Below are 22,049 nucleotides of genomic sequence, written 5' to 3'. Positions count from 1 at the left end.
CAGTTCACCGGTCCGTCCGTACGTCAGCCCGTCCGTTCGTCAGTTCTCCGGATCACTCACCGGGCACGGCCCGCAGTCGCAGCTTGCGCGGGCGCAGCGTGATGCCGATACGGGGCCGGTCATCGGACCCGGGCGCCTGCTCGAAGCGGAAGGCGGACGCCACCACCGCGGTGACGAGCGTGAGTTCGGCCATCGAGAAGTGATCGCCCGGGCACTTGCGGTTGCCCACGCCGAACGGGCTCATCGCGTACTTGGGGACGTCCTTGGCACGCTCCGGGAGCCAGCGGTCGGGGTCGAACTCCGTGGGCCGGTCGTAGGAGCGGGGGTCGTGCTGGATCGCGTACGGGCTGTAGACGACGTCCGCCCCGGCAGGGATGCGGTAGCCGCCGAGTTCGGCGTCGGTCACCGCGCGGCGGGTCAATATCCATACGGCAGGGCGCACGCGCATTGACTCCACGATGACATTCACGGTGTGCGTCAGCTTTCGGACATCGTCGAATGCGACCGGCCGGTCACCGACGACGGTCTTCACCTCGGCGCGGATGCGGTCCGTTTGCTCGGGGTGGTCGGTGAGGACCTGGAGGAGGGACATCACCATCGATCCGACCGTTTCACTTCCGGCGGTGACGATGGCGACGACCTGATCGTGAATCTCCTGTTCCCCAATGGGCGCGCCGTTCTCGTCCTTCGCCTCCAGCAAAGCGGCCAGCAAATCGTCCGACTTCTGACCGGAAGCCCGGCGGGCGGCGATGATCTCGTCCACCAGGAGATGCAAATCGGCCAGGGCGCGGTCGAATTCGCGGTTGGCCGGAATGGGCAGGCGATACAGCGGTCCGAGCGGCAGCACCATGCGCTGGTACATGCTGCTGAAGAGCGTGGCGAGCGCGGCGCAGATCCGGTCGGAGCGTTCGTCCATGTAGCTGCCGCGCATCAGACAGCGGGCCACGACCCGGACGGCCACCCGGAACGACTCGGCGGTGACATCGATGAGCGGGTCGGCTCGCCACCGCTCCACCAGCGCATATGCCTCCTCTTCCATGATCGGCCCGTAGGCGGGGATGGCCTCCTTGCGGAAGGCGGGCTGGATCGCCCTGCGCTGGCGCCGGTGCAGCGGCCCGTTCGTGGTCGCCACCCCCTGCTTGCCGAGCAGCCCTTCCAGGGACTCCCACAGGGCGCCGCCGATCTGGTAGTCGGTGCTGAGCGCGAGGGCACCGGTCAGTTCCGGGGTGGTGACGGCGTAGACCGTCTTCGGGCCGAGCCTGAGCCGTACGACGTCGCCGTGGTCCCGCAGCCCGCACAGGAGGCCCAGCGGGTCGCGGGCCAGCTTCCAGCCATGGCCGAGCAGCGGGAGGCCGCCACCGGCGAGCGGCGGGACACGCAAGGACGCGCCCCGCGCGGAGGCGGCGGCCGGGGCGCCGGCCGAGGATTCGAGGGTCATTTCTCACCTCCCGCTTCGTTGTCGACATAAGGGGGTGTCGAGCGGTCGTCCCAACTGTCGACCCGATAGCGGCCGGATTCATGATGGAACCAGTACACGGCGCTGAACCAGTTCCGCATATTGGCGACGATCGTCTTCACCGCGAAGCTCAATTCCCGGCCCGCCGCGCTTCCGTCCGCGAGCGTGTCGGCGAACCGTAACAACTCCCGTTCGGCTACCAGGAATTCGGATATGCATTCCTCCACTCGGCGCCGTACGTCCTTGATGGCCTCTTCGATGGTCAACCCCTGATGATGGATAAGGCTGATCCCGAGATTGTGGACCTCGTCCCCCGCGATCTCCTTGGGGAGCGAGCACAGATCGTTGTACCAGGCGGCGAATTCCTGACTCAGCAACGCCGCCCGCCGGTACGCGGGGTGTTTCCGTACCGCGTCGGGCAGTTCGCACCCCGCGCTCGGCTCCAGCAGATCGGTCCAGATGTGGTGCGCGAAGGTGAGCCGCCGCAGTTCGAGGTAGTCCTCGACGGTCGGGACGACGCCCTGCGCGCGGTTGCGGAACTCCTGGTCGTACGCCTCGATCACCGCGTGGAAGTGCCGCTCGAAGCGCGCGTTCCACCGTGGGCCGAGGAACGCGTACAGCCGCAGCACACTGTCCGCGAACGCCGCGACCAGCGGATCCGGGTGCCGGAGTTGCTCCTTCGGCGCGCCTACCGCCCGGTGGAGGCGGAACCTGAGCCGCCGCCAGGCGGCCGGCCGATGGTGCACGATGTCACGGTCGTGGCGGTCGTCCCAGATGAAGAACCACGCGCTGTAGTCGGCTATCGCCTGGAGGACCTCCTCGGACGCCCCGATGTAGTAGCCCGCCATGAGGTCGGTGTAGCAGAGCCCGTCGGCGTGCTCCGCGACCTTGTCCGCCGACATGAGCCGCTGACGCAGCAGCCAGGAGCGCGTGTTCTCCTGGAGGCGGGGCCAATACGGGTGCAGTTGCCGGGGAAACCCGGTTTCGATCACCGGCAGGGACAGTGCCGGTGGAACCGCGATCGCGGTCGTGGTCGATGAAGTGCTGTGCGGGAAAGCTGGCACGGACAAACCCCTCTCAGCCGCCGATAACGCACGCCCCCTGCCGTGCCGGGCGCACGCCGTTGCGCATCCCCGTGTCGTTTCCATTCAGCACTACAACTGACCGACACGGGAATGGATTTGCCCATTCACTACCCCCGAGGTGCCAAGAATGCGCCTCTGCGACTGCTGAGAGATCAGTGAGGCGTACAAGGGTCGGGATGTCTCGCACATACGAGCGAAAGAGCGACGCCCGGCCGGGGAGGAATCCCGGCCGGGCGCCGTCATCGAGGGCTTGCTCGCCCCAACTGCCGTTGTTCCCAAGGCCGTTCAGCGCGTGCGCCGACGGTTCGCCCCGGGGGATCGGAAGGCTCGCTCAGTCGTTGGCCACCACGGGGTAGCGGGGCTCGTTCTCGGCCATCTGCCGCAGCGCGTCCTTGCGTTCACGCTTGGAGAGGCGGTCGATGTAGAGGTAGCCGTACAGGTGGTCCGTCTCGTGCTGGAGGCAGCGGGCGAAGTAGCCGGTGCCCCGCACCTTGATCGCGTTGCCCTTCTCGTCCTGCCCGGTGACCTCGGCGTAGTCGGGGCGGGCGAGCGGCGCGTACGCGGTCGGTACGGACAGGCAGCCCTCGTTGTTGTCGTCCAGGCGGCGCTTGTCCGCGGGCAGGTCGACCAGACGGGGGTTGCAGACGACGCCCACGTGCCGCCGGCCCTCGTCGTCCTGGCAGTCGTAGACGAAGACCTTCAGGTCGACGCCGATCTGGTTGGCGGCCAGGCCCACGCCCTCGGCGGTGCGCTGGCTGGCGAACATGTCCGCGACGAGCTGCTGAAGGTCGTCACCGAAGTCGGTGACGTCCCGGCACTCCTTGTGCAGCACGGGGTTGCCGACGACCGTGATCGGCCGCGACGTCCCGCGCTCGCGCCAGGCCGTCTCGCGCTCCTCGCAGTCCTCGGTGTCGATGACGAAACCCTCGTCGTCCACGGGGAGCACGCCCGTGTGCTGCTGATCGGTGTCCTGCTGCGCCATGACCGACGTACGCCTTCCTGCGACCTCTGCGAATCCTGCGAGTACAGCCTACGGGGCGCGAGGGCGTCTCCTCCCCGGGATCCCGGAGGCGGTACGGGATCGGCGGGCCTGCGGGTACGGGATCGGCGGGCCTGCGGTACGGGATCTGCGGGTCTTCTGCTCGGCAGACGCTCAGCAGACCTCTTCCAGGTCCCGCCAGTCCCGGGAGTCCGGGCTGTCGGCGACCCAGCCGTCCAGCAGCCCGCGGACCAGCGCGGCGGGCGCCGCGATGCCGCACTCCCGCTCGGGCACCCACAGCCGCCCGGCCGTGCGGTGCCCCAGCGGTCCCGGATGTCCGGGCTCGCTGTGGTCGTGCGGGTCCAGATGCTCGCCGTCGCCCTCGTCGGAGGGCATCCGGGACTCGGAGCACATCCGGCACAGCAGCCGCACGGACGAGGACCAGTCCTCGGCGGCGAACCCGGCGTCGGCGGCGAGCTGCTCCAGCGCGTCCCGGTCGTCCTCGGTCGCGGCCTCCAGCAGCACGACCCAGGTGGGCACCGGCGAGGGCGCCCACAGCTCGATCTCGTCGAAGACGGGGTACGCGTGCCCCGTGGCCGTCGTGCGCTCGCCGTGCGGCACGCCGTCGTGCAGGACGACCTCGCCCCAGCGGCGCCCGGAGGACGGCAGCGGGATGGAGAGCACCTCGATACGGGCGGGGTCCAGCCTGCGCCCCCAGACGACCTCGGCCTCGCCCTCCGGCGACAGCCGCACGGCCGCGCTGCCCAGCGCCATCCCCGTCGGCTCCCCGGAGACGGTGGCGCCGCCCGGCACCTTCAGCCCGTACGCCTGCCAGGCACGGCGGGCGAGCGGCCAGTCCTGCAAGGCGGTGGCGGCGATGCCCACGTTCCACCAGTCGGGCGCCCCCGCCTCCTTCTCCAGCAGGGCCACGGCACGCAGCCCGGCGGCGCGGGCCTGCTCCCAGTCATGGCGGAACTTGTGCAGCAGGGCGAGGTTGAACCAGGACTCCGACAGCCAGGGCTCCAGGTCCGCGGCGCGGGTCAGCAGCGCTCCCGCGTCCTCGTACCGGCCATCACCGATCAGGGTGAACGCGCGGTCGGTCGCCTGCCGCCAGGAGGCGGAGGGCCGGTGCCGTCCCTTCCCGAAGATCCTCACGATTCCCGCCTGCCAGTCCCTCGCGTGTCCCGCCTGCCGGTCCCTTGACGCGTGCGGGGCCGCGGGCCGATGTGCCCCCGAACGCCCTCTCCTCGCATCCAACCACGGAGGGCCGGACGGGCGCTCATTACCCATCGGTCACCCGGCGCCCGCGCGGACATGACCGCTCCGCGCGAGACGTCGGAACGGGTCGCGCGCGGAAGGCCAAGGGGCTTGCCTCACGCGGGAGTTCAGGACTCCTGCGGGGTCACCGTCACATCGTGGTCGGGCACCGTCTCGCCCGAGCGGATCAGCTCGATCCGGCCCATGACCTTGGCCCGCAGATCGCTCGGCACGTCGTCATGGCCGCAGCACCGCTTGACCAGCTTCTTCACGGCCCGCTCCAGGCCGTACTTCTCCAGGCACGGTGAGCATTCCTCGAAGTGGTGCTGGATCTTGCTGCGGTCGACATCCGGCATCTCGCTGTCGAGGAACTCGTAGAGATGGTCCAGGACCTCACTGCAGTCCGTCTCGTGCGGCTCTCCGCAGCTCATGAGCCCGAGCCTTTCGCTTCGTTCGACTCCCCGGCGCCGGCCGGGACCAGTCCGCGCTCTCGGGCGTAGTCCTCGAGCATGCCGCGCAGTTGACGCCGACCTCGGTGCAGCCGGGACATCACCGTACCGATGGGTGTCCCCATGATGTCCGCGATCTCCTTGTACGCAAAGCCCTCGACGTCCGCGAGATAGACGGCGATGCGGAACTCCTCGGGGATCGCCTGCAGCGCTTCCTTCACGTCCGAGTCGGGCAGGTGGTCGAGCGCCTGCGACTCGGCGGAGCGCAGGCCGGTCGACATGTGCGACTCGGCGCGCGCGAGCTGCCAGTCCTCGATCTCCTCGGCCGCGCTGCGCTGGGGTTCGCGCTGCTTCTTGCGGTACGAGTTGATGAACGTGTTCGTGAGGATCCGGTACAGCCAGGCCTTGAGGTTGGTGCCCTCACGGAACTGGTGGAAGGACGCGTACGCCTTCGCGTACGTCTCCTGCACCAGGTCCTCGGCGTCGGCCGGGTTGCGCGTCATGCGCAGCGCGGCCGAGTACATCTGGTCGAGGAATTCGAGCGCGTCCCGCTCGAAGCGCGCGCTGCGCGCGGCGGACGACTCCCTGCCCGTGCCCTGGCCCTCGGGCTGCCCCGGCCGGCCGTGCTCGGCCCCCGCGTCGGTCCCAGCGACCGGACCCACCTCCTCCAGCGACGTGGCAGGACCGAATGCGGTCCCACTGGAATCGGAGGATAGACGAACATCCTTACCCGCCGCCGCTCGAATCGGGGCGGCCTTGGTCGCGTGCAGCACCGTCCAGTCCAGGGCGGGAGGGCAGATGGTCGAACCCATGCGGCGAACTTCCTCTCGTACGGACGGTGCAGCGCGGAAGGTGCTGTCTGACCCCCACAACAGCGGCCCGCCCCGCAACATTCCCGGGCGTCACTTCCGTGCCGCGGCGAAGGCCACCACGGCGTCGGTGAGGGTCGCGAGGGCCTGCTCCTGGGTGATGTCCGCGCGCTTCGGCACGGCGAAGCCGTGATCGCCGTACGGGACTTCGACCAGCTCGAACGGGCCGTCGGGGAACTCCTCCGGCTTCCCGAAGGGGTCCTTGCCGCCCTGGACGACGAGGGTGGGCACGCCCGCGCCGAGCAGTTCGTCGGCCCGGGACTTCTCGGGCCTGCCCGGCGGATGGAGTGGGAAGGCGAGCGCGAGCACCGCGGCGGCGCCGAGTCCGGTGGCGGTGCGGCAGGCGACCCGGGCGCCGGCGCTGCGCCCACCCGCGATCACGGGCAGCCCCGGCTTCTCCAGGGCGGGCCACAGCCCGCGCCACCCCGTGTCCAGCGTCTTCGGCGCCGGGGCCACCTTCTTGCCCGCCACGCGCCAGGGCTGTTCGACGAGCGCGACGCTCACGCCGTGCGCGGGCAGCACCCGGGCCAGCGCCTGCAGGTCCCGCGCCTCGATGCCGCCGCCCGCGCCGTGGCCGAGGGCGAGAACGAGCCGCGCGCGGGCGGCCCGGTGCCAGGTGAGGCGGGCCGTACCGGCCCCGGTCTCGATGTGCTCAGTGTGCTCGGTGTTCTCGGTGTTCTCGGTGTTCTCCGCCACAAGCGCCACGTCCGTCATGTCAGGGTCCGTCATGTCAGGGTCTGTCACGTCGGGGTCCGTCACGTCAGAAGAGTGTGCCTTCTTCGGGGCCGTCCAGCTCCTTCAGCAGCTCCGGGCCGTTGTTGCGGACGTTGCTGACCGCAGTGGAGACCGGGTACGCGCGCATGCGTCCGGCGGGCGGGGGCGTGAGCAGCGCGCGCAGCTCGCCGGGGTCCGTGCGGGCCGGGTCGAGCCAGGCGTCCCAGCGGTCCGGGGTGAGCATCAGGGGCATCCGGGGGTGGATCTCGGCCAGGGAGCGCGGGCCGTCGGGCGGGGCCGCGGCCAGCGGGGTCGTCTCCGCCTCCGTCGTGATCACCGAGCAGGTCGTCCACCAGGCCTGCGGATGGTCGTCCGGGAGCGTCCGGTCGCGCCAGAACTCGTAGAGACCGGCCATCGCGAAGACCGAGCCGTCGGCGGGCAGGACGAAGTACGGCTGCTTGCGCGGTCGCTTCTTCTTCCCCTCGACCTCCAGGTCGCGCTCCTGCTTCCCGGTGACCCACTCGTAGTAGCCGTCCGCGGGGACGATGCACCGGCGGGCGGCGAAGGGACGGCGGAAGGACGGCTTCTCGTGGACGGTCTCCGCGCGGGCGTTGATCATCCGGGCACCGCCCTCGGGTGATTTGGCCCAGGACGGGACGAGTCCCCACTTCAGTCTGCGCAACTGGCGAACCGGACGCCGGTCCGCGGCGTCCTTCACAGGACGGTCCAGGACCACGTAGACCTCCTTGGTCGGAGCCACGTTGTAGTCGGGCGCCGGGGACTCGGCACCCTCGGGGGGAACCCCCAGCTCGATCTCGAAGATCCCCGCGAGGTCCTCGGGCCTGCGACTCGCTGCATACCGTCCGCACATACGTGCCACACTGCCAGATCCGCCGCGACCGATCCCGGGAGTCACCACCACCGATGGACAGCCTCGCCCTGACCTCGCTGCCCGGTCTCTGGGACCGGGCGCTCGCCAGCCAGCCCGCCCCGGAGCGATGGGTCGTATTCGCCACCCTCGTCGCCGCGCTCGCCGTGGTCGTGCCGCGCGGTGTGTGGCGGACCGCGCGCAACGCCATCACCATCGCGCACGAGGGCGGTCACGGACTGGTGGCGCTGCTCACCGGTCGTACCCTCACCGGCATCCGGCTGCACTCCGACACCAGCGGCCTGACCGTCAGCCGCGGCAAGCCGTACGGCCTCGGCATGATCCTCACGGCCGCCGCCGGGTACACCGCTCCCCCGCTCCTCGGCCTCGGCGGCGCGGCCCTGCTCGCCGCCGGGCACGTCACCCTGCTGCTGTGGCTGGCCACGGCGCTGCTCGTGGCGATGCTGCTGATGATCCGCAACGCGTACGGGGTGCTGACCGTCGTGGTCACCGGCGGCCTGTTCCTGCTGGTGTCCTGGCTGGCCGGGCCGCAGGTGCAGGGCGCGTTCGGCTACGCGGTGGTGTGGTTCCTGCTGGTCGGCGGCGTACGACCGGCCTTCGAGCTCCAGGCGAAGCGGCGGCGCGAAGGCGTCGGGGACTCGGACGCGGACCAGTTGTCCCAGCTCACGCAGGTACCGGCGGCCCTGTGGCTCTTCCTGTTCCACACGGTGTCGCTGTGCGCGCTGATGGGCGGCGGCCGGTGGCTGCTGGAGACCTGACAAGCCCAGGTCCGCCCACGGTTCTGGGTCCTGTCCTGCTACTAAAGTGGGGCGCATGACCCTGAACCCCGCACCCACCGCCCTCTGGCCCGCCCCGCACGCGAGCGGAGCCGTCGACGCGACGGTCCACGTGCCGGGGTCCAAGTCGGTCACCAACCGCGCTCTGGTCCTCGCGGCCCTGGCCTCCGAGCCCGGCTGGCTGCGCCGCCCCCTGCGCTCCCGCGACACGCTGCTGATGGCCGCCGCGCTGCGCGCGATGGGCGTCGGCATCGAGGAGGGTGTGGGTCACGACGGTTCCGGCGAGGCCTGGCGCGTGATCCCGGCCGCGCTGCGGGGCCCGGCCACGGTCGACGTCGGCAACGCGGGCACCGTGATGCGCTTCCTGCCCCCGGTGGCCGCGCTCGCCGACGGCCCCGTCCGCTTCGACGGCGACGCCCGCTCCCACGAGCGCCCCCTGAACGGCGTGATCGACGCGCTGCGCGTCCTCGGCGCCCGGATCGACGACGACGGCCGCGGCGCGCTGCCGCTGACCGTGCACGGCAACGGCGCGCTGGACGGCGGCCCGGTGGCGGTCGACGCGTCCTCCTCCTCGCAGTTCGTGAGCGCCCTGCTGCTGTCCGCCCCGCGCTTCAACCAGGGTGTCGAGGTCCGCCACACGGGCTCGACCCTGCCCTCCCTGCCGCACATCCGGATGACGGTCGACATGCTGCGCGCGGTCGGCGCCCAGGTGGACACCCCGGAGTCGGGCGGCGAGCCCGACGTCTGGCGGGTCACGCCGGGCGCCCTGCTCGGCCGTGACCTCACGATCGAGCCCGACCTGTCCAACGCCCAGCCGTTCCTCGCCGCCGCCCTGGTGACCGGCGGCACGGTCGTGATCCCCGACTGGCCCGCGCACACGACCCAGCCCGGCGACCGGCTGCGCGAGGTCTTCACCGAGATGGGAGGTTCCTGCGTCCTGACCGAGCGCGGCCTGGAGTTCACCGGTTCGGGTGCCCTCCACGGCATCGACGTGGACCTCGGCGAGGTCGGCGAGCTGACGCCCGGTATCGCGGCGGTCGCGGCCCTCGCGGACTCCCCCTCCACCCTGCGCGGCGTGGCCCATCTGCGGCTGCACGAGACGGACCGCCTGGCCGCGCTCACCAAGGAGATCAACGAACTGGGCGGCGACGTCACGGAGACCGCCGACGGCCTCCACATCCGCCCGCGCCCGCTGCACGGCGGCGTCTTCCACACGTACGACGACCACCGCATGGCCACCGCGGGTGCGGTCATCGGCCTCGCGGTCGAGGGCGTGGAGATCGAGAACGTGGCGACCACCGCCAAGACACTGCCGGACTTCCCCGAGCTGTGGACCGGGATGCTCGGGAACTGACGGGCGGACTGGAATCATGCGCCGCTACGGCAAGCACACCGACGAGGACGACATCCGGACCCGCCCCAACCGCAAGGGCAACCGGCCGCGGACGAACATCCGGCCCAAGCACGAGGACGCGGCCGAGGGCATGGTCCTCACCGTCGACCGCGGGCGGCTGACCTGCCTCGTCGACGGGCGGACGGTCATGGCGATGAAGGCCCGCGAACTGGGCCGCAAGGCCGCGGTGGTCGGCGACCGCGTCGCCCTCGTCGGCGATCTGTCCGGCACGAAGGACACCCTCGCCCGGATCGTCCGGATCGAGGAGCGCGCGTCCCTCCTGCGCCGCACCGCCGACGACGACGATCCCTACGAGCGCGTGGTCGTCGCCAACGCCGACCAGCTCGCCATCGTCACCGCCCTCGCCGACCCCGAGCCGCGCCCGCGGCTGATCGACCGCTGTCTGGTCGCGGCCTACGACGGCGGTCTGGAACCGCTGCTGGTGATGACCAAGTCGGACCTCGCCCCGCCCGACAAGCTCCTGGAGCTGTACGGCGACCTGGACATCCCGTACGTCGTCACCAGCCGCGAGGAGCTGGAGAGCGGCGACGCGGCGGACCGGGTGCGCGAGCATCTGGACGGCAGGATAACGGCGTTCGTCGGGCACTCCGGCGTGGGCAAGACGACGCTCGTCAACGCGCTGGTACCGGAGGACCGACGGCGTACGACGGGCCATGTGAACGCCGTGACCGGCCGCGGACGGCACACCACCACCTCGGCGCTCGCGCTGCCGCTCGGGCAAGCGGCGGGCTGGGTGGTCGACACCCCGGGCGTACGGTCCTTCGGGCTCGCGCACATCGACCCCTCGCGCGTGATCCACGCCTTCCCGGACCTGGAGTCCGGCACGGAGGGCTGTCCGCGGGCGTGCAGCCACGACGAGCAGGACTGCGCGCTGGACGCCTGGGTCGCCGAGGGCCACGCGGACCCGGCGCGGCTGTACTCCCTGCGCCGACTGCTGGCCACGCGCGAGCGGAAGGACGGAGACTGATCTCCGTGGTGTGCTCGGCCTCCAGGGTGCGACCGGCCTGCACGGCGTGACGGAGACCGGCCTTCGGGTGTTTGGACACACGCACGGCGGGTGAATGCTTACTCGCACCGGCCGATCCGACCAGACGGAGCAGTCGACGTGGGGACACGGGGACGCGGGGAGGACGAAACATGGCGTGGCTGCTGGTCATCGTGGCCGGGCTGCTGGAGACCGGGTTCGCCGTCTGTCTCAAGCTCTCCCACGGCTTCACCCGGCTGTGGCCCACGGTCGCGTTCTGCGTCTTCGCGCTGGGCAGCTTCGGGCTGCTGACCCTCTCCCTGAAGAGGATCGACGTGGGCCCGGCGTACGCGGTGTGGACGGGCATCGGCGCCGCCGGGACGGCGATCTACGGCATGGTCTTCCTCGGTGACCTGGTCTCCACGCTGAAGATCATCTCGATCGGGCTGGTGATCGCGGGCGTGATCGGCCTGCAGCTCTCGGGGGCCGCGCGCTGACGGGTCACCCCGGTCACCGGAGCTGCCGCGGCAGCGCCTGCCGCACCAGCTCCGCCACCCCGCCCTCGCCCGGCGGAGCGGCGACGCACGACACCGACAGCCGGACGATCAGCTCGCACGCCCGCGCCAGCTCCGCGACCTCCGCCTTGCTCATCCCGGGCGCGGCCACCGCGGCGACGGCGCGATCGCGCACCAGGGCCACGAGGTCCGCCGGGGACGGCAGCGGCCCGTCGGCCCGGCGCTGCGCGGGCACCGCGGAGGTGATGGAGGGCACGGGCGCGAGCGAGGGCGCGGGCAGCCGTTCGCTCCAGCAGCCCGTGAGCATGGCGCGGACCAGGGCGTTGCCCCGGGCCGTCGCGGCCGTCCACTCGGCCGCCGCGGCAAGCCGTTCGCGGGCCTCCCGCGGAGTGGCGAGCGCGCGCTCCACACCGGCGAGATAGCCGTCGGCCTCCCGGCGCACCAGCGCACGGGCGAGCCCTTCCTTGCTGCCGAACTCGTTGTACAGCGTCTGCCGGGACACGGCGGCGACGGCGGCCACGTCCACCATGCGCACGGCGGACCACGGGCGGCGCGCGAGTTCCGTACAGGCGGCGTTCAGCAGGGATTCCCGTGCTCCGGGCATCATCGCCTCCCTCGGGAACGGCGGCTGTGTCGCACAGGTTTGACGCGCCCGTGGGCACTGTCAAGGGTTCTCGGCAGCGCCATGGGGCGCGTATCGGCCATCGCGCACCGCGGTCGCACGACAGCCGCTGATCACTCGCGCGGCAGGAACCGCCGGGCCGTGTGGCCCTTCGCGTCGAGGGCCGGATACCGTTCGTGTCATGCCCGACTATCTCGATGACCTGCGTCTCGCCCATGTGCTCGCGGACGCGGCCGACGCCGCGACCATGGCCCGGTTCAAGGCCCTCGATCTCAAGGTCGAGACCAAACCGGACATGACGCCGGTGAGCGAGGCCGACAAGGCCGCCGAGGAGCTGATCCGCGGCCAGTTGCAGCGTGCCCGGCCGCGCGACGCGATCCTCGGGGAGGAGTACGGCATCGAGGGCACGGGGCCGCGCCGCTGGGTGATCGACCCCATCGACGGCACCAAGAACTACGTACGCGGCGTGCCCGTGTGGGCCACGCTGATCTCCCTGATGGAGGCGGGCGAGGGGGGCTATCAGCCCGTCGTCGGCGTCGTCTCCGCCCCCGCGCTGGGCCGCCGCTGGTGGGCCGCCCAGGGGCACGGCGCGTTCACCGGGCGCAGTCTGTCCTCGGCGTCCCGGCTGCGGGTCTCGCAGGTCTCGAAGCTGTCGGACGCGTCGTTCGCGTACTCCTCCCTCTCCGGCTGGGAGGAGCAGGGCCGGCTCGACGGCTTCCTCGACCTCACGCGCGCGGTGTGGCGCACACGCGGCTACGGCGACTTCTGGCCGTACATGATGGTCGCCGAGGGCTCGATCGACCTGTGCGCCGAGCCCGAGCTGTCCCTGTGGGACATGGCGGCGAACGCGATCGTCGTGACCGAGGCGGGGGGCACCTTCACGGGTCTCGACGGGCGTCCGGGCCCGCACAGCGGCAATGCCGCCGCCTCCAACGGACTCCTGCACGACGTCCTGCTCGACCATTTGAACGGCCGGTACTGAGTCAGTCGGTACCGAGCCGCCTCAGTACCGGCTGCCAGGTACCGGGGATCGGCATCCGAGGCCAGGGGTGCTCCTGTGCCTCGCGAGCGCCCCTGAACTCACCACGTGCGCCCCCTTGTTGACCCGCGCTTTGCCTGGGACTCTGAGGTTCCCCCACTTGTGAACTTGTGAAGCACGGGGGAGGGCCTCCGGCGGGCACGTACCGGGTCCGTCCGGGACCGAGCCCGTGCGTCCTCAGGGAGGTGGCTCCGCCCCATGCTGGTCCGCGACGCCATGAGCACGGTGGTCCTCACCATCGGCCCCGCACACACCCTGCGCCAGGCAGCAACGCTGATGTCCGCCCGTCGGGTGGGCGCGGCCGTGGTCCTCGACCCGGACGCCGGCGGCCTCGGCATCCTCACCGAGCGCGACATCCTCAACTCCCTCGGGCTGGGCCAGAGCCCGGACACCGAGCGAGCCCATGCCCACACCACCACGGACGTCGTGTTCGCCGCGCCGTCCTGGACCCTCGAAGAGGCCGCCCGCGCCATGACCGACGGAGGGTTCCGCCATCTGATCGTCCTCGACCGCCATGAACCCGTCGGCGTCGTCTCGGTCCGCGACATCATCCGCTGCTGGACACCGGCCCGGCAGCCCGCGCGGGCCATGACCCGCTGAAGGAACGCGAACGGGCCGGAACCCCGAGGGAGTTCCGGCCCGTCCCCTTCGACAGGCGGTCCAGTCCGGATCAGCCGCGCAGGGCCTGGACGGCGGCCTCCAGACGCTTGCCGAAGTCTCCGTCGGCCTGACGGAAGTTGTTGACCGCGCGCTCGACGATGTCGTCGCGCGAGACCTGCGAGATGGCGCCCGCCAGGTTGGCGATCAGGCGCTCCCGCTCCTCCTCCGACATCAGCCGGTAGAGGTTGCCCGCCTGGACGAAGTCGTTGTCCTCGGCGTGGTTCGGCGCCTCGTGATTGCCCGTGCCCCCCGTGAAGTTCGAGGTCGACTGCCACAGCGGCCGGTCCGTCTGGTACGGGCCGCCGAAGCTGTTCGGCTCGTAGTTCTTCGCGCCCTTGTGGCGGCCGTCGTACAGATAGCCGTCACGGGAGTTGGTGCGCGCCTCGGTGGCGTGCGGGCGGTTCACCGGCAGATGGTCGGCGTTGACGCCGACCCGGTAGCGGTGCGCGTCGCCGTACGCGAAGAGACGGCCCTGGAGCATCTTGTCCGGGGAGGGACCGATGCCCGGCACGAAGTGGGCGGGGCTGAAGATCGACTGCTCGACCTCCGCGAAGATGTTCTCCGGGTTGCGGTTCAGCTCCAGCTTGCCTATCTCGATCGGCGGGTAGTCCTCGTGCGGCCACACCTTCGTGAGGTCGAACGGGTTGAAGCGGTAGGACGCCGCCTCGGCCGCGGGCATGATCTGGACCTGCACGGTCCAGGTCGGGAACTCACCGCGCTCGATGGCCTCGCGCAGATCGCGCTGGTGGGAGTCGGGGTCCGAACCGGCGAGCCGCTCGGCCTCCTCCTGGGTGAGGCACTTGATGCCCTGGTCGGTCTTGAAGTGGTACTTGACCCAGAAGACCTCGCCCGCCTCGTTGTTCCACTGGTAGGTGTGCGAGCCGTAGCCGTTCATGTGGCGGTACGAGGCCGGGATGCCGCGGTCGCCGAACAGCCAGGTCACCTGGTGCGTGGACTCGGGCGACAGACCCCAGAAGTCCCAGACGTTGTCCGGCTCCTGCGAGCCCGTGTACGGGTCGCGCTTCTGGGTGTGGATGAAGTCGGGGAACTTGATGGCGTCCTTGACGAAGAACACCGGGGTGTTGTTGCCGACGAGGTCGTAGTTGCCCTCTTCGGTGTAGAACTTCAGCGCGAAGCCGCGCGGGTCGCGCACGGCGTCGGCGGCCCCGAGGTTGCCGGCGACGGTCGAGAAGCGCAGGAACGTCTCGGTCTGCTTGCCGACCTGCGAGAGGAACGCGGCACGCGTGTACGGGGTGACATCGGCGGTGACCGTGAAGGTGCCGTAGGCACCCGCGCCCCGGGCGTGCACGACACGCTCGGGAATGCGCTCACGGTTGAAATGGGCGAGCTTCTCCAGCAGGAGTTGGTCCTGGACGAGAACCGGGCCGCCGACGCCCGCGGTCTCGCTGTTCTGGTTGTCGGCAACCGGAGCACCGGCCTCCGTCGTGAGCGGTCCCTGCGTCACGTGCGCCTCCTTCGTTGTGCCTGACCAACTCTGCCCCTTGGCCAAAGTCGAGTCCGATCCTACAATGGACCTTGTCTAAGTCAAGCCATACTCCAAAGTCACACCCGTTCGGGACCTGGTCCCCTTGCTGTTAGGCTGGTCTGTATGAGTGACCTGTTGGGACGGCTGCGCGGACGCGGATGGCGTATGACCGCGCAGCGGCGCGTAGTGGCCGAGGTCCTCGATGGCGAACACGTCCATCTGACGGCCGACGAGGTGCATGCCCGCGCCGTCGCCAAGCTGCCCGAGATCTCCCGGGCGACGGTCTACAACACGCTGGGCGAGCTGGTCTCGCTGGGCGAGGTGCTCGAAGTGAGCACGGACAAACGGGCCAAGCGGTACGACCCGAACGCGCACCGGCCGCATCATCACCTGGTGTGCGCCCAGTGCGGCGCGATCCGCGACGTCCACCCGACGGGCAACCCACTGGCCGACCTCCCCGACTCGGAGCGCTTCGGCTTCACGGTCTCGGACGTCGAGATGACGTACCGCGGCCTGTGCCCGAACTGCTCCACCGCGTAACCACGTTCCCTGAGTCCCGGTACCTGTGAGGTGCCGGGGCTCCGTGTTGCGTACGGTTCCTCCGGGCGTCTACCTCTCCGCGTGATCCCGCAAACCTGACGGGGCGTCAACTCGTTGATCTCGCCCGGAACTTCGCCTCGCGGTGGACCGAACTTCGCCTCGCGGTGAGCCGAACTTCACCTCACGGTGGACCGAACTCCGGCTCGCGGTAGGCGGCGCCGGGAAGCAGTGGCCGTAAAACGCCTCAGGGCCGGAACCCTTTCGGATCCCGGCCCCAGGCCTTCAGTAGCGGGGACAGGATTTGAACCTGCGACCTCTGGGTTATGAGCCCAGCGAGCTACCGAGCTGCTCCACCCCGCGTCGGTGAACGCAACATTACGTCAAGGACGCGGACCGAGGCAAATCGCTTCCTGCCATGCTTCTCGGCACGGCCTTCGTCACGCTCTCCGTCATGCTCTCCGTCACGCCGACAGCTCCTGGCGCAGCGCGTCCCGCAGCCGGGCCGCGCGCTCGGCGACCTCCACGGGCCCGAGCGACACCGCCCGGTCCGCCCAGCGCTGCCCGTCCGCCAGCTCTCCCCGGCGCGCGTAGACAAGGGCGAGCCGCAGGGCGGCCCGACCGTGCCCGGCGTCCGCCGCGCGCGTCCACCACAGGGCGGCCTCCGGCTCGCTGCCCTCCCGCGCGAGCAGCAGCCCGAGGTTGAACGCGCCGTTGCGCGACCCGGCCTCGGCCGCCTGCCGGTACCACCGCGCCGCCTCCACGACGTCACCCCGCGCGGCGGCCAGCATCCCGACCCGCACCTGGGCCCGCCGATGGCCTTGCGACGCCGCCCGCTCGTACCACTCCTCGCACTCGTTCCGCTCCTGCGACGGCTCGCCCAGCTCATGCGCGGGCTGCGGCGGACGGCGCGCGTCCAGCAGCATGGCCAGGCGGTAGGCGGCCTCCGCGCTGCCGCCCCCCGCCGCGCAGCGCAGATGCCGCTCGGCCGTGCGCTCGTCCCCCTCGCGCAGGCGCGCGATGCCGACCTGGAGTGCCGCCTCGGTGTGCCCGGCCGCCGCCGCCCGCTCGTACCACCTGAGGGCCGGGCCGTCCTCGCCCCGGCCGGCGTACAGGATCCCGAGGTTGAACGCGGCGTCCACGCTGCCCGCCTCGGCGGCCTTGGAGAACCACGGCTCGGCGCCGGTCGCGTCGCCGCCCCGCAGCAGCAGGATCGCGAGCGCGTTGGCGGCCTCGCGGTGCCCTGCGTAGGCCGCCCGCCGGTACCACTGGTCGGCCTGTGCGATCCGGCCCTGCTCGGCGCAGAGCAGCCCGAGGTTGTAGGCGCCGTTGACATCACCGGCGTCCGTCGCCGCGCGGTACCACCGCTCGGCGGTCTGTGTCTCGCCGCGCTCGGCATGCAGCGCGCCCAGCGCGTTCGCGGCGTTGCCGTCTCCCTGTCGGGCGGCCCGCAGCCACCAGTCGGCGGCGCTCTCCTGGTCGCCCGCGTCGCGCAGCAGGAAGCCGAGCGCGCAGGCGGCGCGCGCCTCCCCGTCCTTGGCGCTGGTCAGGTACCAGCGTCCGGCCTCCTTGATGTCGCCGCGCCGCTCCAGGATCGCCCCGAGATGCAGCGCGGCCCGGCGGTGCCCGCGCGCCGCGGCCTGCCGGTACCACTGCTCGGCCTCGGCGAGCACGGACGACTTGACACCGTTGTCACCACTGAGCCTGCGCTCGCGCTGGGCCTTGCGGTCGAGCGCTCGCGCCAGCCGGTAGGCGGCCTCGCGGTGCCCGCGCTCGGCGGCGGCGCGCATCCAGCGCTCGGCGCCGTCCTCGCCGCGGTGCTCCAGCAGATCGGCGAGCGCGTACGCGCCGAGGGTGTGCCCCTGCTCGGCGGACTGGCGCAGCCAGTACTCGGCGGCGGGCTCGTCCCCGCGCTCGCGGTGGTGTCGTCCGAGCGCGTGCGCCGCGGCGGCGGATCCGGCGACGGCGGCGACCCGCCACCAGCCGGCGGCCTCCTCGGCGTATCCGCGCTGATGCAGCAGCACCCCCAGGTTGTTGGCGGCGGCACGGTCACCCGCGGCGGTGGCGGCACGCAACTGGGGCTCGGCTCCGTCGAGATCGCCACGGCGCAGCAGCATGGCCCCGAGGACGCTCATCGCCTCGACGTCGCCCGCTTCCGCGGCGATACGTCGGCGCAGTTCCTCGACAGCCTCGCCGGTCTCGTCCCGTTCGGCGGTCTGCACAAATCGCCCTACCTCGTACAGAGTTGCCTTGTCCCCCATAACGTCCATCGTCGCACCACCCGCACCCTGGGTACAGCCGCTACACCGCAGTCAGTGAGGTCACTTCAGCGTTTTGTCGACATGCCCACAGAGAGACAAGTCAAACACAGAGTGGCCAACTCCCCTTGCAGGCAGCCGCACTTCACGCGACGTACCAGGTCACGGCGCATGCCCCGTGTGTCGTCACCGCACACGCCAAGGGCCCGGATCCATGATCAGGATCCGGGCCCTCGACTTCAGTAGCGGGGACAGGATTTGAACCTGCGACCTCTGGGTTATGAGCCCAGCGAGCTACCGAGCTGCTCCACCCCGCGCCGTTGTGGAACAACCGTACCACGGCGCGGGGCGGGCTGATCGATCAGCCGCTGTCGGTGGTCTTGCCGTCAGCGTTCTTGCCGTCCGGGCTCTTGCTGTCGCTGCTCTTGCTGTCGGCGTTCTTGCCGCCGCCCGACTTGTCGGCCGCGGCCTGCGCCTCCTCGGCCCGCTTCAGCGCGTCCGCGAGGTCCTTCTGGGCCTTGTCGTACGCCGTGAAGTCGGGCTTCTTCAGGGCCTCCTGGCCCGCTTCGAAGGCCTTCTTGGCATCGCTCAGCGCCTGTTGGAGCTTCGGGTCGCCCGACGTCGGCTTGCTGTTCCCCCCGCCGTCGTCCTTCGGCGGCGAGGTCGAGGCCTCCGCGCCGAAGACCTTGGTGAGCGCCTGGTCGAGCGTGTCCTCGAAGGCGGTGTGGCCGCCGTAGGTCACCAACACCTTGCGCAGCAAGGGGAGCTTGAGCTGACCGCCGCGTACGTACACCGGCTCCACGTACAGCAGTCCGCCTTCGAGCGGGACGGTGAGCAGGTTGCCGTACTCGACCTGCGAGTCGCCGCCCTTCAGCAGCCTGATCGACTCGGCGATGCTCTGTTCGGAGTTGAACTGGCTCTGGACCTGTTTCGGCCCGTCGACCGTTCTGCTCGTCGGTAGCTTCAGGATCCTGATCTTGCCGTAGTCACTGGTCCCCGCCTCGGCGTTGACCGCCATGAACGCGCCCAGGTTGTCACGGCCGTTCGGGGTGAACGTCGTCGTCAGGGAGAACGCCTGCGCCTGCTGGTCGGGCATCTTCATGCTCAGGTAGTACGGCGGCACCGCGTTGTTCGACTCGTTCGTCGGGTCGTCCGGGACCTGCCACACCTCGCTGCCGCTCAGGAACGTCGGAGCGTCCTTGACGTGGTAGCGGGTCAGCAGTTCGCGCTGCACCTTGAACAGGTCCTGCGGGTAACGCAGATGGGACATCAGCGGCTGCGAGATCTCGCTCTTGTCCTTGACCGTGCCCGGGAACGCCTTCATCCAGGTCTTCAGGACCGGGTCCTTGGTGTCCCACTGGTAGAGCTTGACCTCGCCGGTGTACGCGTCGACGGTCGCCTTCACCGAGTTGCGGATGTAGTTGACCTGGTTCTGCTGGGCCACCACCGCGCGCTGGGTGTTGGCCGCGGTCAGCGAGTCGGCCGTCGTGTCACCGAGGGTCGTACGGGAGGCGTACGGGTATCCGTTCGTCGTCGTGTAGGCGTCGACGATCCACTGTATGCGGCCGCTCACGACCGCCGGATAGGCGTCGCCGTCGATGGTCAGCCACGGCGCGACCGCCTCGACGCGCTCCTTGGGCGTGCGGTTGTACAGGATCCGCGAGCCGTCGCCGATGGCGCCGGAGTAGAGGATCTGCGGCTCGCCGAACGCCACCGCGTACGCGGCCCGGTTCACCGGGTTGGAGAGGCTGACCCCACTCTTGCCCTGGTAGCTGGTGGTCTTCTCGCCGTCGTCGTCGGGGTAGTCGATCTCCTTCTGGGGACCGCCGACGATCGAGTACGTGGTGGTCTTCTCGCCGTAGTAGACCCGCTGCTCGTACGAGGGCAGGTCACCGGACGTCGGGAGGTTGGACTCCGTGAAGACCGGCTGGCCGTTCCCACCGGCGTCGGTGCCCTTGGCGGCGACCATGCCGAAGCCGTGCGTGTAGCGGAAGTGGTCGTTGATCCAGTTCCGCTTGGAGGCCGGGATGCCCTCGAGGTTCAGCTCACGCAGACCGACGACCGTGTCCTGGTCCTTGCCGTCCTTGGTGTAGCGGTCGACGTCCAGGTTGGTCGGGAACGCGTAGTAGTTCTTCATCTGCTGGAGCTGGGTGAACGTCGGGGAGACGACGTTCGGGTCCAGCAGGCGGATGCTCGCCGTGGCGTCGGCCACCTCGCGCAGCTTGCCCTGGTTCTTGTTGTCGCTCTTGCCCGCGTACTCCGTGACCTGGGCGCCGTCGATGCCGTAGGCCTCGCGGGTCGCCTCGATGTTCTTCTCGACGTACGGCGCTTCCTTGGCCTGCTCGTTCGGCTGGACCTGGAACTTCTGGACGATCGCCGGATACAGCCCGCCGATGAGGATCGCGGAGAGAACCATCAGGCCGAAGCCGATGACGGGAAGCTGCCAGGTCCGCCGCCACAGGGTGGCGAAGAACAGCACCGCGCAGATGGCCGCGATGCAGAACAGGATCGTCTTGGCCGGCAGATAGGCGTTGGCGTCGACGTACCGAAGGCCCGTCCAGTCGCCGGTCGCCTTGAAGTCGCTGGACTTGACCGCGAGGCCGTACCGGTCGAGCCAGTACGCCACGGCCTTCAGCGTGACGAAGACGCCCAGCAGCACCGACAGATGTCCGGTCGCCGCGGCCGTGGCGCGCGAGCCCGGGGAGGTGAGCCTGAGACCGCCGTACAGGTAGTGGGTGAGCGCGGCGGCGATCAGCGCCAGCACCGTGGCGGCGAAGCCGAAGCCGAGCAGGAAGCGGTACCAGGGCAGGTCGAAGGCGTAGAAGGAGACGTCCAGATGGAACTGGGGGTCCTTCTGGTGGAAGGGCACGCCGTTCACCCACAGCAGCCACGTACGCCACTGGCCCGCCGCGGACGCTCCCGAGATCAGGCCCACCAGCGCGGTGATCCCGAGCAGCAGCCACTTCTTGTAGGGTGCGATCCCCATGCGGTAGCGGTCGAGGCTCTGCTGCTCCGCGGACATGGCGCTCAGCGGGGGGCGCATACGGTGCGCGAGCCAGATGTTGAGCCCGACCGCGCCCGCCATCAGCAGTCCGAAGACGAAGAAGAGTCCGGCCTTCGTCCACAGAGTGGTCGTGAAGACGGACGAATACCTCACCGATCGGTACCAGAGCCAGTCCGTCCAGAAGCCGGCGAACATGATGAACGCCATGCCGAGGACGGCGAGGACCCCCACTGTCATGAGCAGGGTCCGGGCTCGCCGGGACGGGCGGCCCACTCTGATCCGTGGCCCCGTCGGGCCTCCGCCGCGGTCCGGCATCTGGAAAGCCAAGGTGCGCACCTCGAAGTTCGCTGTTGAATACGTCAGGCCCTCGCGAACGCGGACCGTGGACGAGGCTCCACGATCGAGGAGCCTCACCTATGCAACTTACTGGCGCTTTACTCGGTTCCCGCTTCCGGGCAAGAACGAGGCAGGATTGTGACCATGTCCAACACTCCCATGGCAGCGAGCCCCCTCACCCGGGCCGTACTCGAGATCGACGAGTACGTCTCCGGCTTCGGCTGGGACCAGGCCGCTCGCCTCTTCGCCCTCGTAGACACCGCGCGGCTGCGGACCCAGGAACCCGCGCTCGCGGCCCAGCTCGGCCTGGCGGACGCGCCCGAGGCCACCTCCGGTCTCACCCCCATCGAGCAGGAGGAGATCCCCGCCGACCGGCCGCTGGACGAGTTCCTCGGCACCATCGCCTGGCCCGACGCCGTGGCCGGCTGCGCGCTCACGGTGGAGCGGCTGATGCTGCCGCCGTCCGCGGAGACCCAGGTTCCGCAGGGGCTGACCGGGAAGAAGCTGACGCGATGGGTCGCCGAGCACCCGGACCGCCAGGAGGTGCGCATGACGGTGGCGGTCCTGCGCGACGGCACACGCGAGTCGGCAGTGCGGCTGCGCGAGAAGGACTCGCCGACGGAGGTGCTGACGGGTCCTGAGCTGGTGCCGGGCCTCGCGGAGGCGCTGTCGGCGACGTTCGCGGACTGACCGCGTCCTGGGTACGTGCTTCTGGGCATGCGCTCATAGGTGCGTGCTCA

Annotated in this window: 20 protein-coding genes and 2 tRNA genes; 8 read left to right on the top strand and 14 right to left on the bottom strand. The window is 70.5% G+C overall.

The annotated features are described in order from the left end of the window. Positions 1–52: 52 nt before the first annotated feature. The 8 genes from NGF19_RS04365 to NGF19_RS04330 form a co-directional block, all read right to left on the bottom strand. Complete coding sequence (locus NGF19_RS04365) at positions 53–1,438, bottom strand: bifunctional albaflavenone monooxygenase/terpene synthase (protein ID WP_252422298.1); 1,386 nt, start codon at positions 1,436–1,438, stop codon at positions 53–55. Further along, on the bottom strand, positions 1,435–2,520 hold the full coding sequence (gene cyc1, locus NGF19_RS04360) for an epi-isozizaene synthase (protein WP_252422297.1): 1,086 nt from the start codon (positions 2,518–2,520) through the stop codon (positions 1,435–1,437). Before cyc1 ends, NGF19_RS04365 begins: the two co-directional genes overlap by 4 nt. 352 nt (positions 2,521–2,872) lie before the next feature. After that, positions 2,873–3,523: a peptide deformylase gene (gene def, locus NGF19_RS04355; protein ID WP_252422296.1), complete on the bottom strand. Its 651-nt coding sequence runs from the start codon at positions 3,521–3,523 to the stop codon at positions 2,873–2,875. Positions 3,524–3,694: 171 nt separating this feature from the next. Next, positions 3,695–4,675 (bottom strand): tetratricopeptide repeat protein, encoded by a 981-nt coding sequence (locus tag NGF19_RS04350; protein ID WP_252422294.1) that lies wholly within the window; start codon positions 4,673–4,675, stop codon positions 3,695–3,697. A 230-nt stretch (positions 4,676–4,905) separates the two neighbouring features. Continuing rightward, positions 4,906–5,208: a mycothiol system anti-sigma-R factor gene (rsrA, locus tag NGF19_RS04345; RefSeq protein WP_252422292.1), complete on the bottom strand. Its 303-nt coding sequence runs from the start codon at positions 5,206–5,208 to the stop codon at positions 4,906–4,908. Next, positions 5,205–5,888, bottom strand: a complete 684-nt coding sequence (gene sigR, locus NGF19_RS04340) for an RNA polymerase sigma factor SigR (protein ID WP_252422290.1) — start codon at positions 5,886–5,888, stop codon at positions 5,205–5,207. Before sigR ends, rsrA begins: the two co-directional genes overlap by 4 nt. Before the next feature lie 240 nt (positions 5,889–6,128). After that, on the bottom strand, positions 6,129–6,809 hold the full coding sequence (locus NGF19_RS04335; protein WP_252422627.1) for an alpha/beta hydrolase family protein: 681 nt from the start codon (positions 6,807–6,809) through the stop codon (positions 6,129–6,131). Between the two features lie 46 nt (positions 6,810–6,855). After that, entirely contained in the window at positions 6,856–7,680 is an 825-nt protein-coding gene (locus NGF19_RS04330) for an SOS response-associated peptidase (protein WP_252422289.1), read from the bottom strand. A gap of 53 nt (positions 7,681–7,733) precedes the next feature. On the opposite strand from NGF19_RS04330, the gene NGF19_RS04325 reads away from it, so the two are divergent. From NGF19_RS04325 to NGF19_RS04310, 4 genes are all read left to right on the top strand, one after another. Beyond that, positions 7,734–8,456, top strand: a complete 723-nt coding sequence (locus NGF19_RS04325) for a M50 family metallopeptidase (RefSeq protein ID WP_252422288.1) — start codon at positions 7,734–7,736, stop codon at positions 8,454–8,456. A gap of 55 nt (positions 8,457–8,511) precedes the next feature. Continuing rightward, positions 8,512–9,828, top strand: a complete 1,317-nt coding sequence (aroA, locus tag NGF19_RS04320) for a 3-phosphoshikimate 1-carboxyvinyltransferase (protein WP_252422287.1) — start codon at positions 8,512–8,514, stop codon at positions 9,826–9,828. Between the two features lie 16 nt (positions 9,829–9,844). Then, a complete protein-coding gene (rsgA, locus tag NGF19_RS04315; protein WP_252422286.1) occupies positions 9,845–10,855 on the top strand; it encodes a ribosome small subunit-dependent GTPase A in 1,011 nt (336 codons plus the stop codon). A 170-nt stretch (positions 10,856–11,025) separates the two neighbouring features. Further along, on the top strand, positions 11,026–11,349 hold the full coding sequence (locus tag NGF19_RS04310) for a DMT family transporter (protein ID WP_252422285.1): 324 nt from the start codon (positions 11,026–11,028) through the stop codon (positions 11,347–11,349). A gap of 13 nt (positions 11,350–11,362) precedes the next feature. Here NGF19_RS04310 and NGF19_RS04305 read toward each other — a convergent pair whose 3' ends face one another. Continuing rightward, positions 11,363–11,974 (bottom strand): TetR family transcriptional regulator, encoded by a 612-nt coding sequence (locus tag NGF19_RS04305; protein WP_252422284.1) that lies wholly within the window; start codon positions 11,972–11,974, stop codon positions 11,363–11,365. Positions 11,975–12,170: 196 nt separating this feature from the next. Between NGF19_RS04305 and hisN the strand changes: the two genes are divergently transcribed. Together hisN and NGF19_RS04295 are read left to right on the top strand one after the other, a co-directional pair. Next, complete coding sequence (hisN, locus tag NGF19_RS04300) at positions 12,171–12,971, top strand: histidinol-phosphatase (RefSeq protein WP_252422283.1); 801 nt, start codon at positions 12,171–12,173, stop codon at positions 12,969–12,971. 255 nt (positions 12,972–13,226) lie between these two features. Then, a complete protein-coding gene (locus tag NGF19_RS04295) occupies positions 13,227–13,628 on the top strand; it encodes a CBS domain-containing protein (protein WP_252422282.1) in 402 nt (133 codons plus the stop codon). Between the two features lie 70 nt (positions 13,629–13,698). On the opposite strand, the gene NGF19_RS04290 is transcribed toward NGF19_RS04295, so the two are convergent. After that, positions 13,699–15,153 carry a catalase gene (locus tag NGF19_RS04290; RefSeq protein ID WP_252422281.1) on the bottom strand — a complete coding sequence of 485 codons (1,455 nt, stop codon included), beginning with the start codon at positions 15,151–15,153 and terminating at the stop codon, positions 13,699–13,701. 144 nt (positions 15,154–15,297) lie between these two features. Here NGF19_RS04290 and NGF19_RS04285 point away from each other — a divergent pair, with 144 nt between their 5' ends. Then, positions 15,298–15,714 (top strand): Fur family transcriptional regulator, encoded by a 417-nt coding sequence (locus NGF19_RS04285; RefSeq protein ID WP_252422280.1) that lies wholly within the window; start codon positions 15,298–15,300, stop codon positions 15,712–15,714. A gap of 286 nt (positions 15,715–16,000) precedes the next feature. Here NGF19_RS04285 and NGF19_RS04280 read toward each other — a convergent pair. The 4 genes from NGF19_RS04280 to NGF19_RS04265 form a co-directional block, all read right to left on the bottom strand. Beyond that, positions 16,001–16,074 (bottom strand) — tRNA-Met (locus NGF19_RS04280). Between the two features lie 101 nt (positions 16,075–16,175). Next, the gene (locus NGF19_RS04275; protein WP_252422279.1) at positions 16,176–17,981 is read right to left on the bottom strand and encodes a tetratricopeptide repeat protein; all 1,806 of its coding nucleotides are present in this window, start codon (positions 17,979–17,981) and stop codon (positions 16,176–16,178) included. A 231-nt stretch (positions 17,982–18,212) separates the two neighbouring features. Continuing rightward, a tRNA-Met gene (locus NGF19_RS04270) sits at positions 18,213–18,286 on the bottom strand. 44 nt (positions 18,287–18,330) lie between these two features. Next, on the bottom strand, positions 18,331–21,288 hold the full coding sequence (locus NGF19_RS04265; RefSeq protein WP_252422626.1) for a UPF0182 family membrane protein: 2,958 nt from the start codon (positions 21,286–21,288) through the stop codon (positions 18,331–18,333). Positions 21,289–21,453: 165 nt separating this feature from the next. On the opposite strand from NGF19_RS04265, the gene NGF19_RS04260 reads away from it, so the two are divergent. Then, positions 21,454–21,999 (top strand): PPA1309 family protein, encoded by a 546-nt coding sequence (locus NGF19_RS04260; protein WP_252422278.1) that lies wholly within the window; start codon positions 21,454–21,456, stop codon positions 21,997–21,999. The last annotated feature ends 50 nt before the right edge of the window (positions 22,000–22,049 follow it).

Source organism: Streptomyces macrolidinus (assembly GCF_023887685.1).
In the GTDB taxonomy this organism is placed as follows: Bacteria; Actinomycetota; Actinomycetes; order Streptomycetales; family Streptomycetaceae; genus Streptomyces; species Streptomyces macrolidinus.
The sequence above is the reverse complement of the archived record's forward strand: the minus strand, read 5'-3'. Positions and strand labels throughout refer to the sequence as shown.

Excerpts from the sequence above, each read along its gene's own strand:
- NGF19_RS04295 (WP_252422282.1), top strand. The coding sequence starts at position 13,227 with ATGCTGGTCCGCGACGCCATGAGCACGGTGGTCCTCACCATCGGCCCC.
- rsrA (WP_252422292.1), bottom strand. The coding sequence starts at position 5,208 with ATGAGCTGCGGAGAGCCGCACGAGACGGACTGCAGTGAGGTCCTGGAC.
- rsgA (WP_252422286.1), top strand. The coding sequence starts at position 9,845 with ATGCGCCGCTACGGCAAGCACACCGACGAGGACGACATCCGGACCCGC.
- NGF19_RS04335 (WP_252422627.1), bottom strand. The coding sequence starts at position 6,809 with ATGACGGACGTGGCGCTTGTGGCGGAGAACACCGAGAACACCGAGAAC.
- NGF19_RS04365 (WP_252422298.1), bottom strand. The coding sequence starts at position 1,438 with ATGACCCTCGAATCCTCGGCCGGCGCCCCGGCCGCCGCCTCCGCGCGG.
- NGF19_RS04310 (WP_252422285.1), top strand. The coding sequence starts at position 11,026 with ATGGCGTGGCTGCTGGTCATCGTGGCCGGGCTGCTGGAGACCGGGTTC.
- NGF19_RS04285 (WP_252422280.1), top strand. The coding sequence starts at position 15,298 with ATGAGTGACCTGTTGGGACGGCTGCGCGGACGCGGATGGCGTATGACC.
- NGF19_RS04275 (WP_252422279.1), bottom strand. The coding sequence starts at position 17,981 with ATGGACGTTATGGGGGACAAGGCAACTCTGTACGAGGTAGGGCGATTT.
- def (WP_252422296.1), bottom strand. The coding sequence starts at position 3,523 with ATGGCGCAGCAGGACACCGATCAGCAGCACACGGGCGTGCTCCCCGTG.
- aroA (WP_252422287.1), top strand. The coding sequence starts at position 8,512 with ATGACCCTGAACCCCGCACCCACCGCCCTCTGGCCCGCCCCGCACGCG.
- NGF19_RS04325 (WP_252422288.1), top strand. The coding sequence starts at position 7,734 with ATGGACAGCCTCGCCCTGACCTCGCTGCCCGGTCTCTGGGACCGGGCG.
- hisN (WP_252422283.1), top strand. The coding sequence starts at position 12,171 with ATGCCCGACTATCTCGATGACCTGCGTCTCGCCCATGTGCTCGCGGAC.
- NGF19_RS04260 (WP_252422278.1), top strand. The coding sequence starts at position 21,454 with ATGTCCAACACTCCCATGGCAGCGAGCCCCCTCACCCGGGCCGTACTC.
- NGF19_RS04265 (WP_252422626.1), bottom strand. The coding sequence starts at position 21,288 with ATGCCGGACCGCGGCGGAGGCCCGACGGGGCCACGGATCAGAGTGGGC.
- NGF19_RS04330 (WP_252422289.1), bottom strand. The coding sequence starts at position 7,680 with ATGTGCGGACGGTATGCAGCGAGTCGCAGGCCCGAGGACCTCGCGGGG.
- NGF19_RS04305 (WP_252422284.1), bottom strand. The coding sequence starts at position 11,974 with ATGATGCCCGGAGCACGGGAATCCCTGCTGAACGCCGCCTGTACGGAA.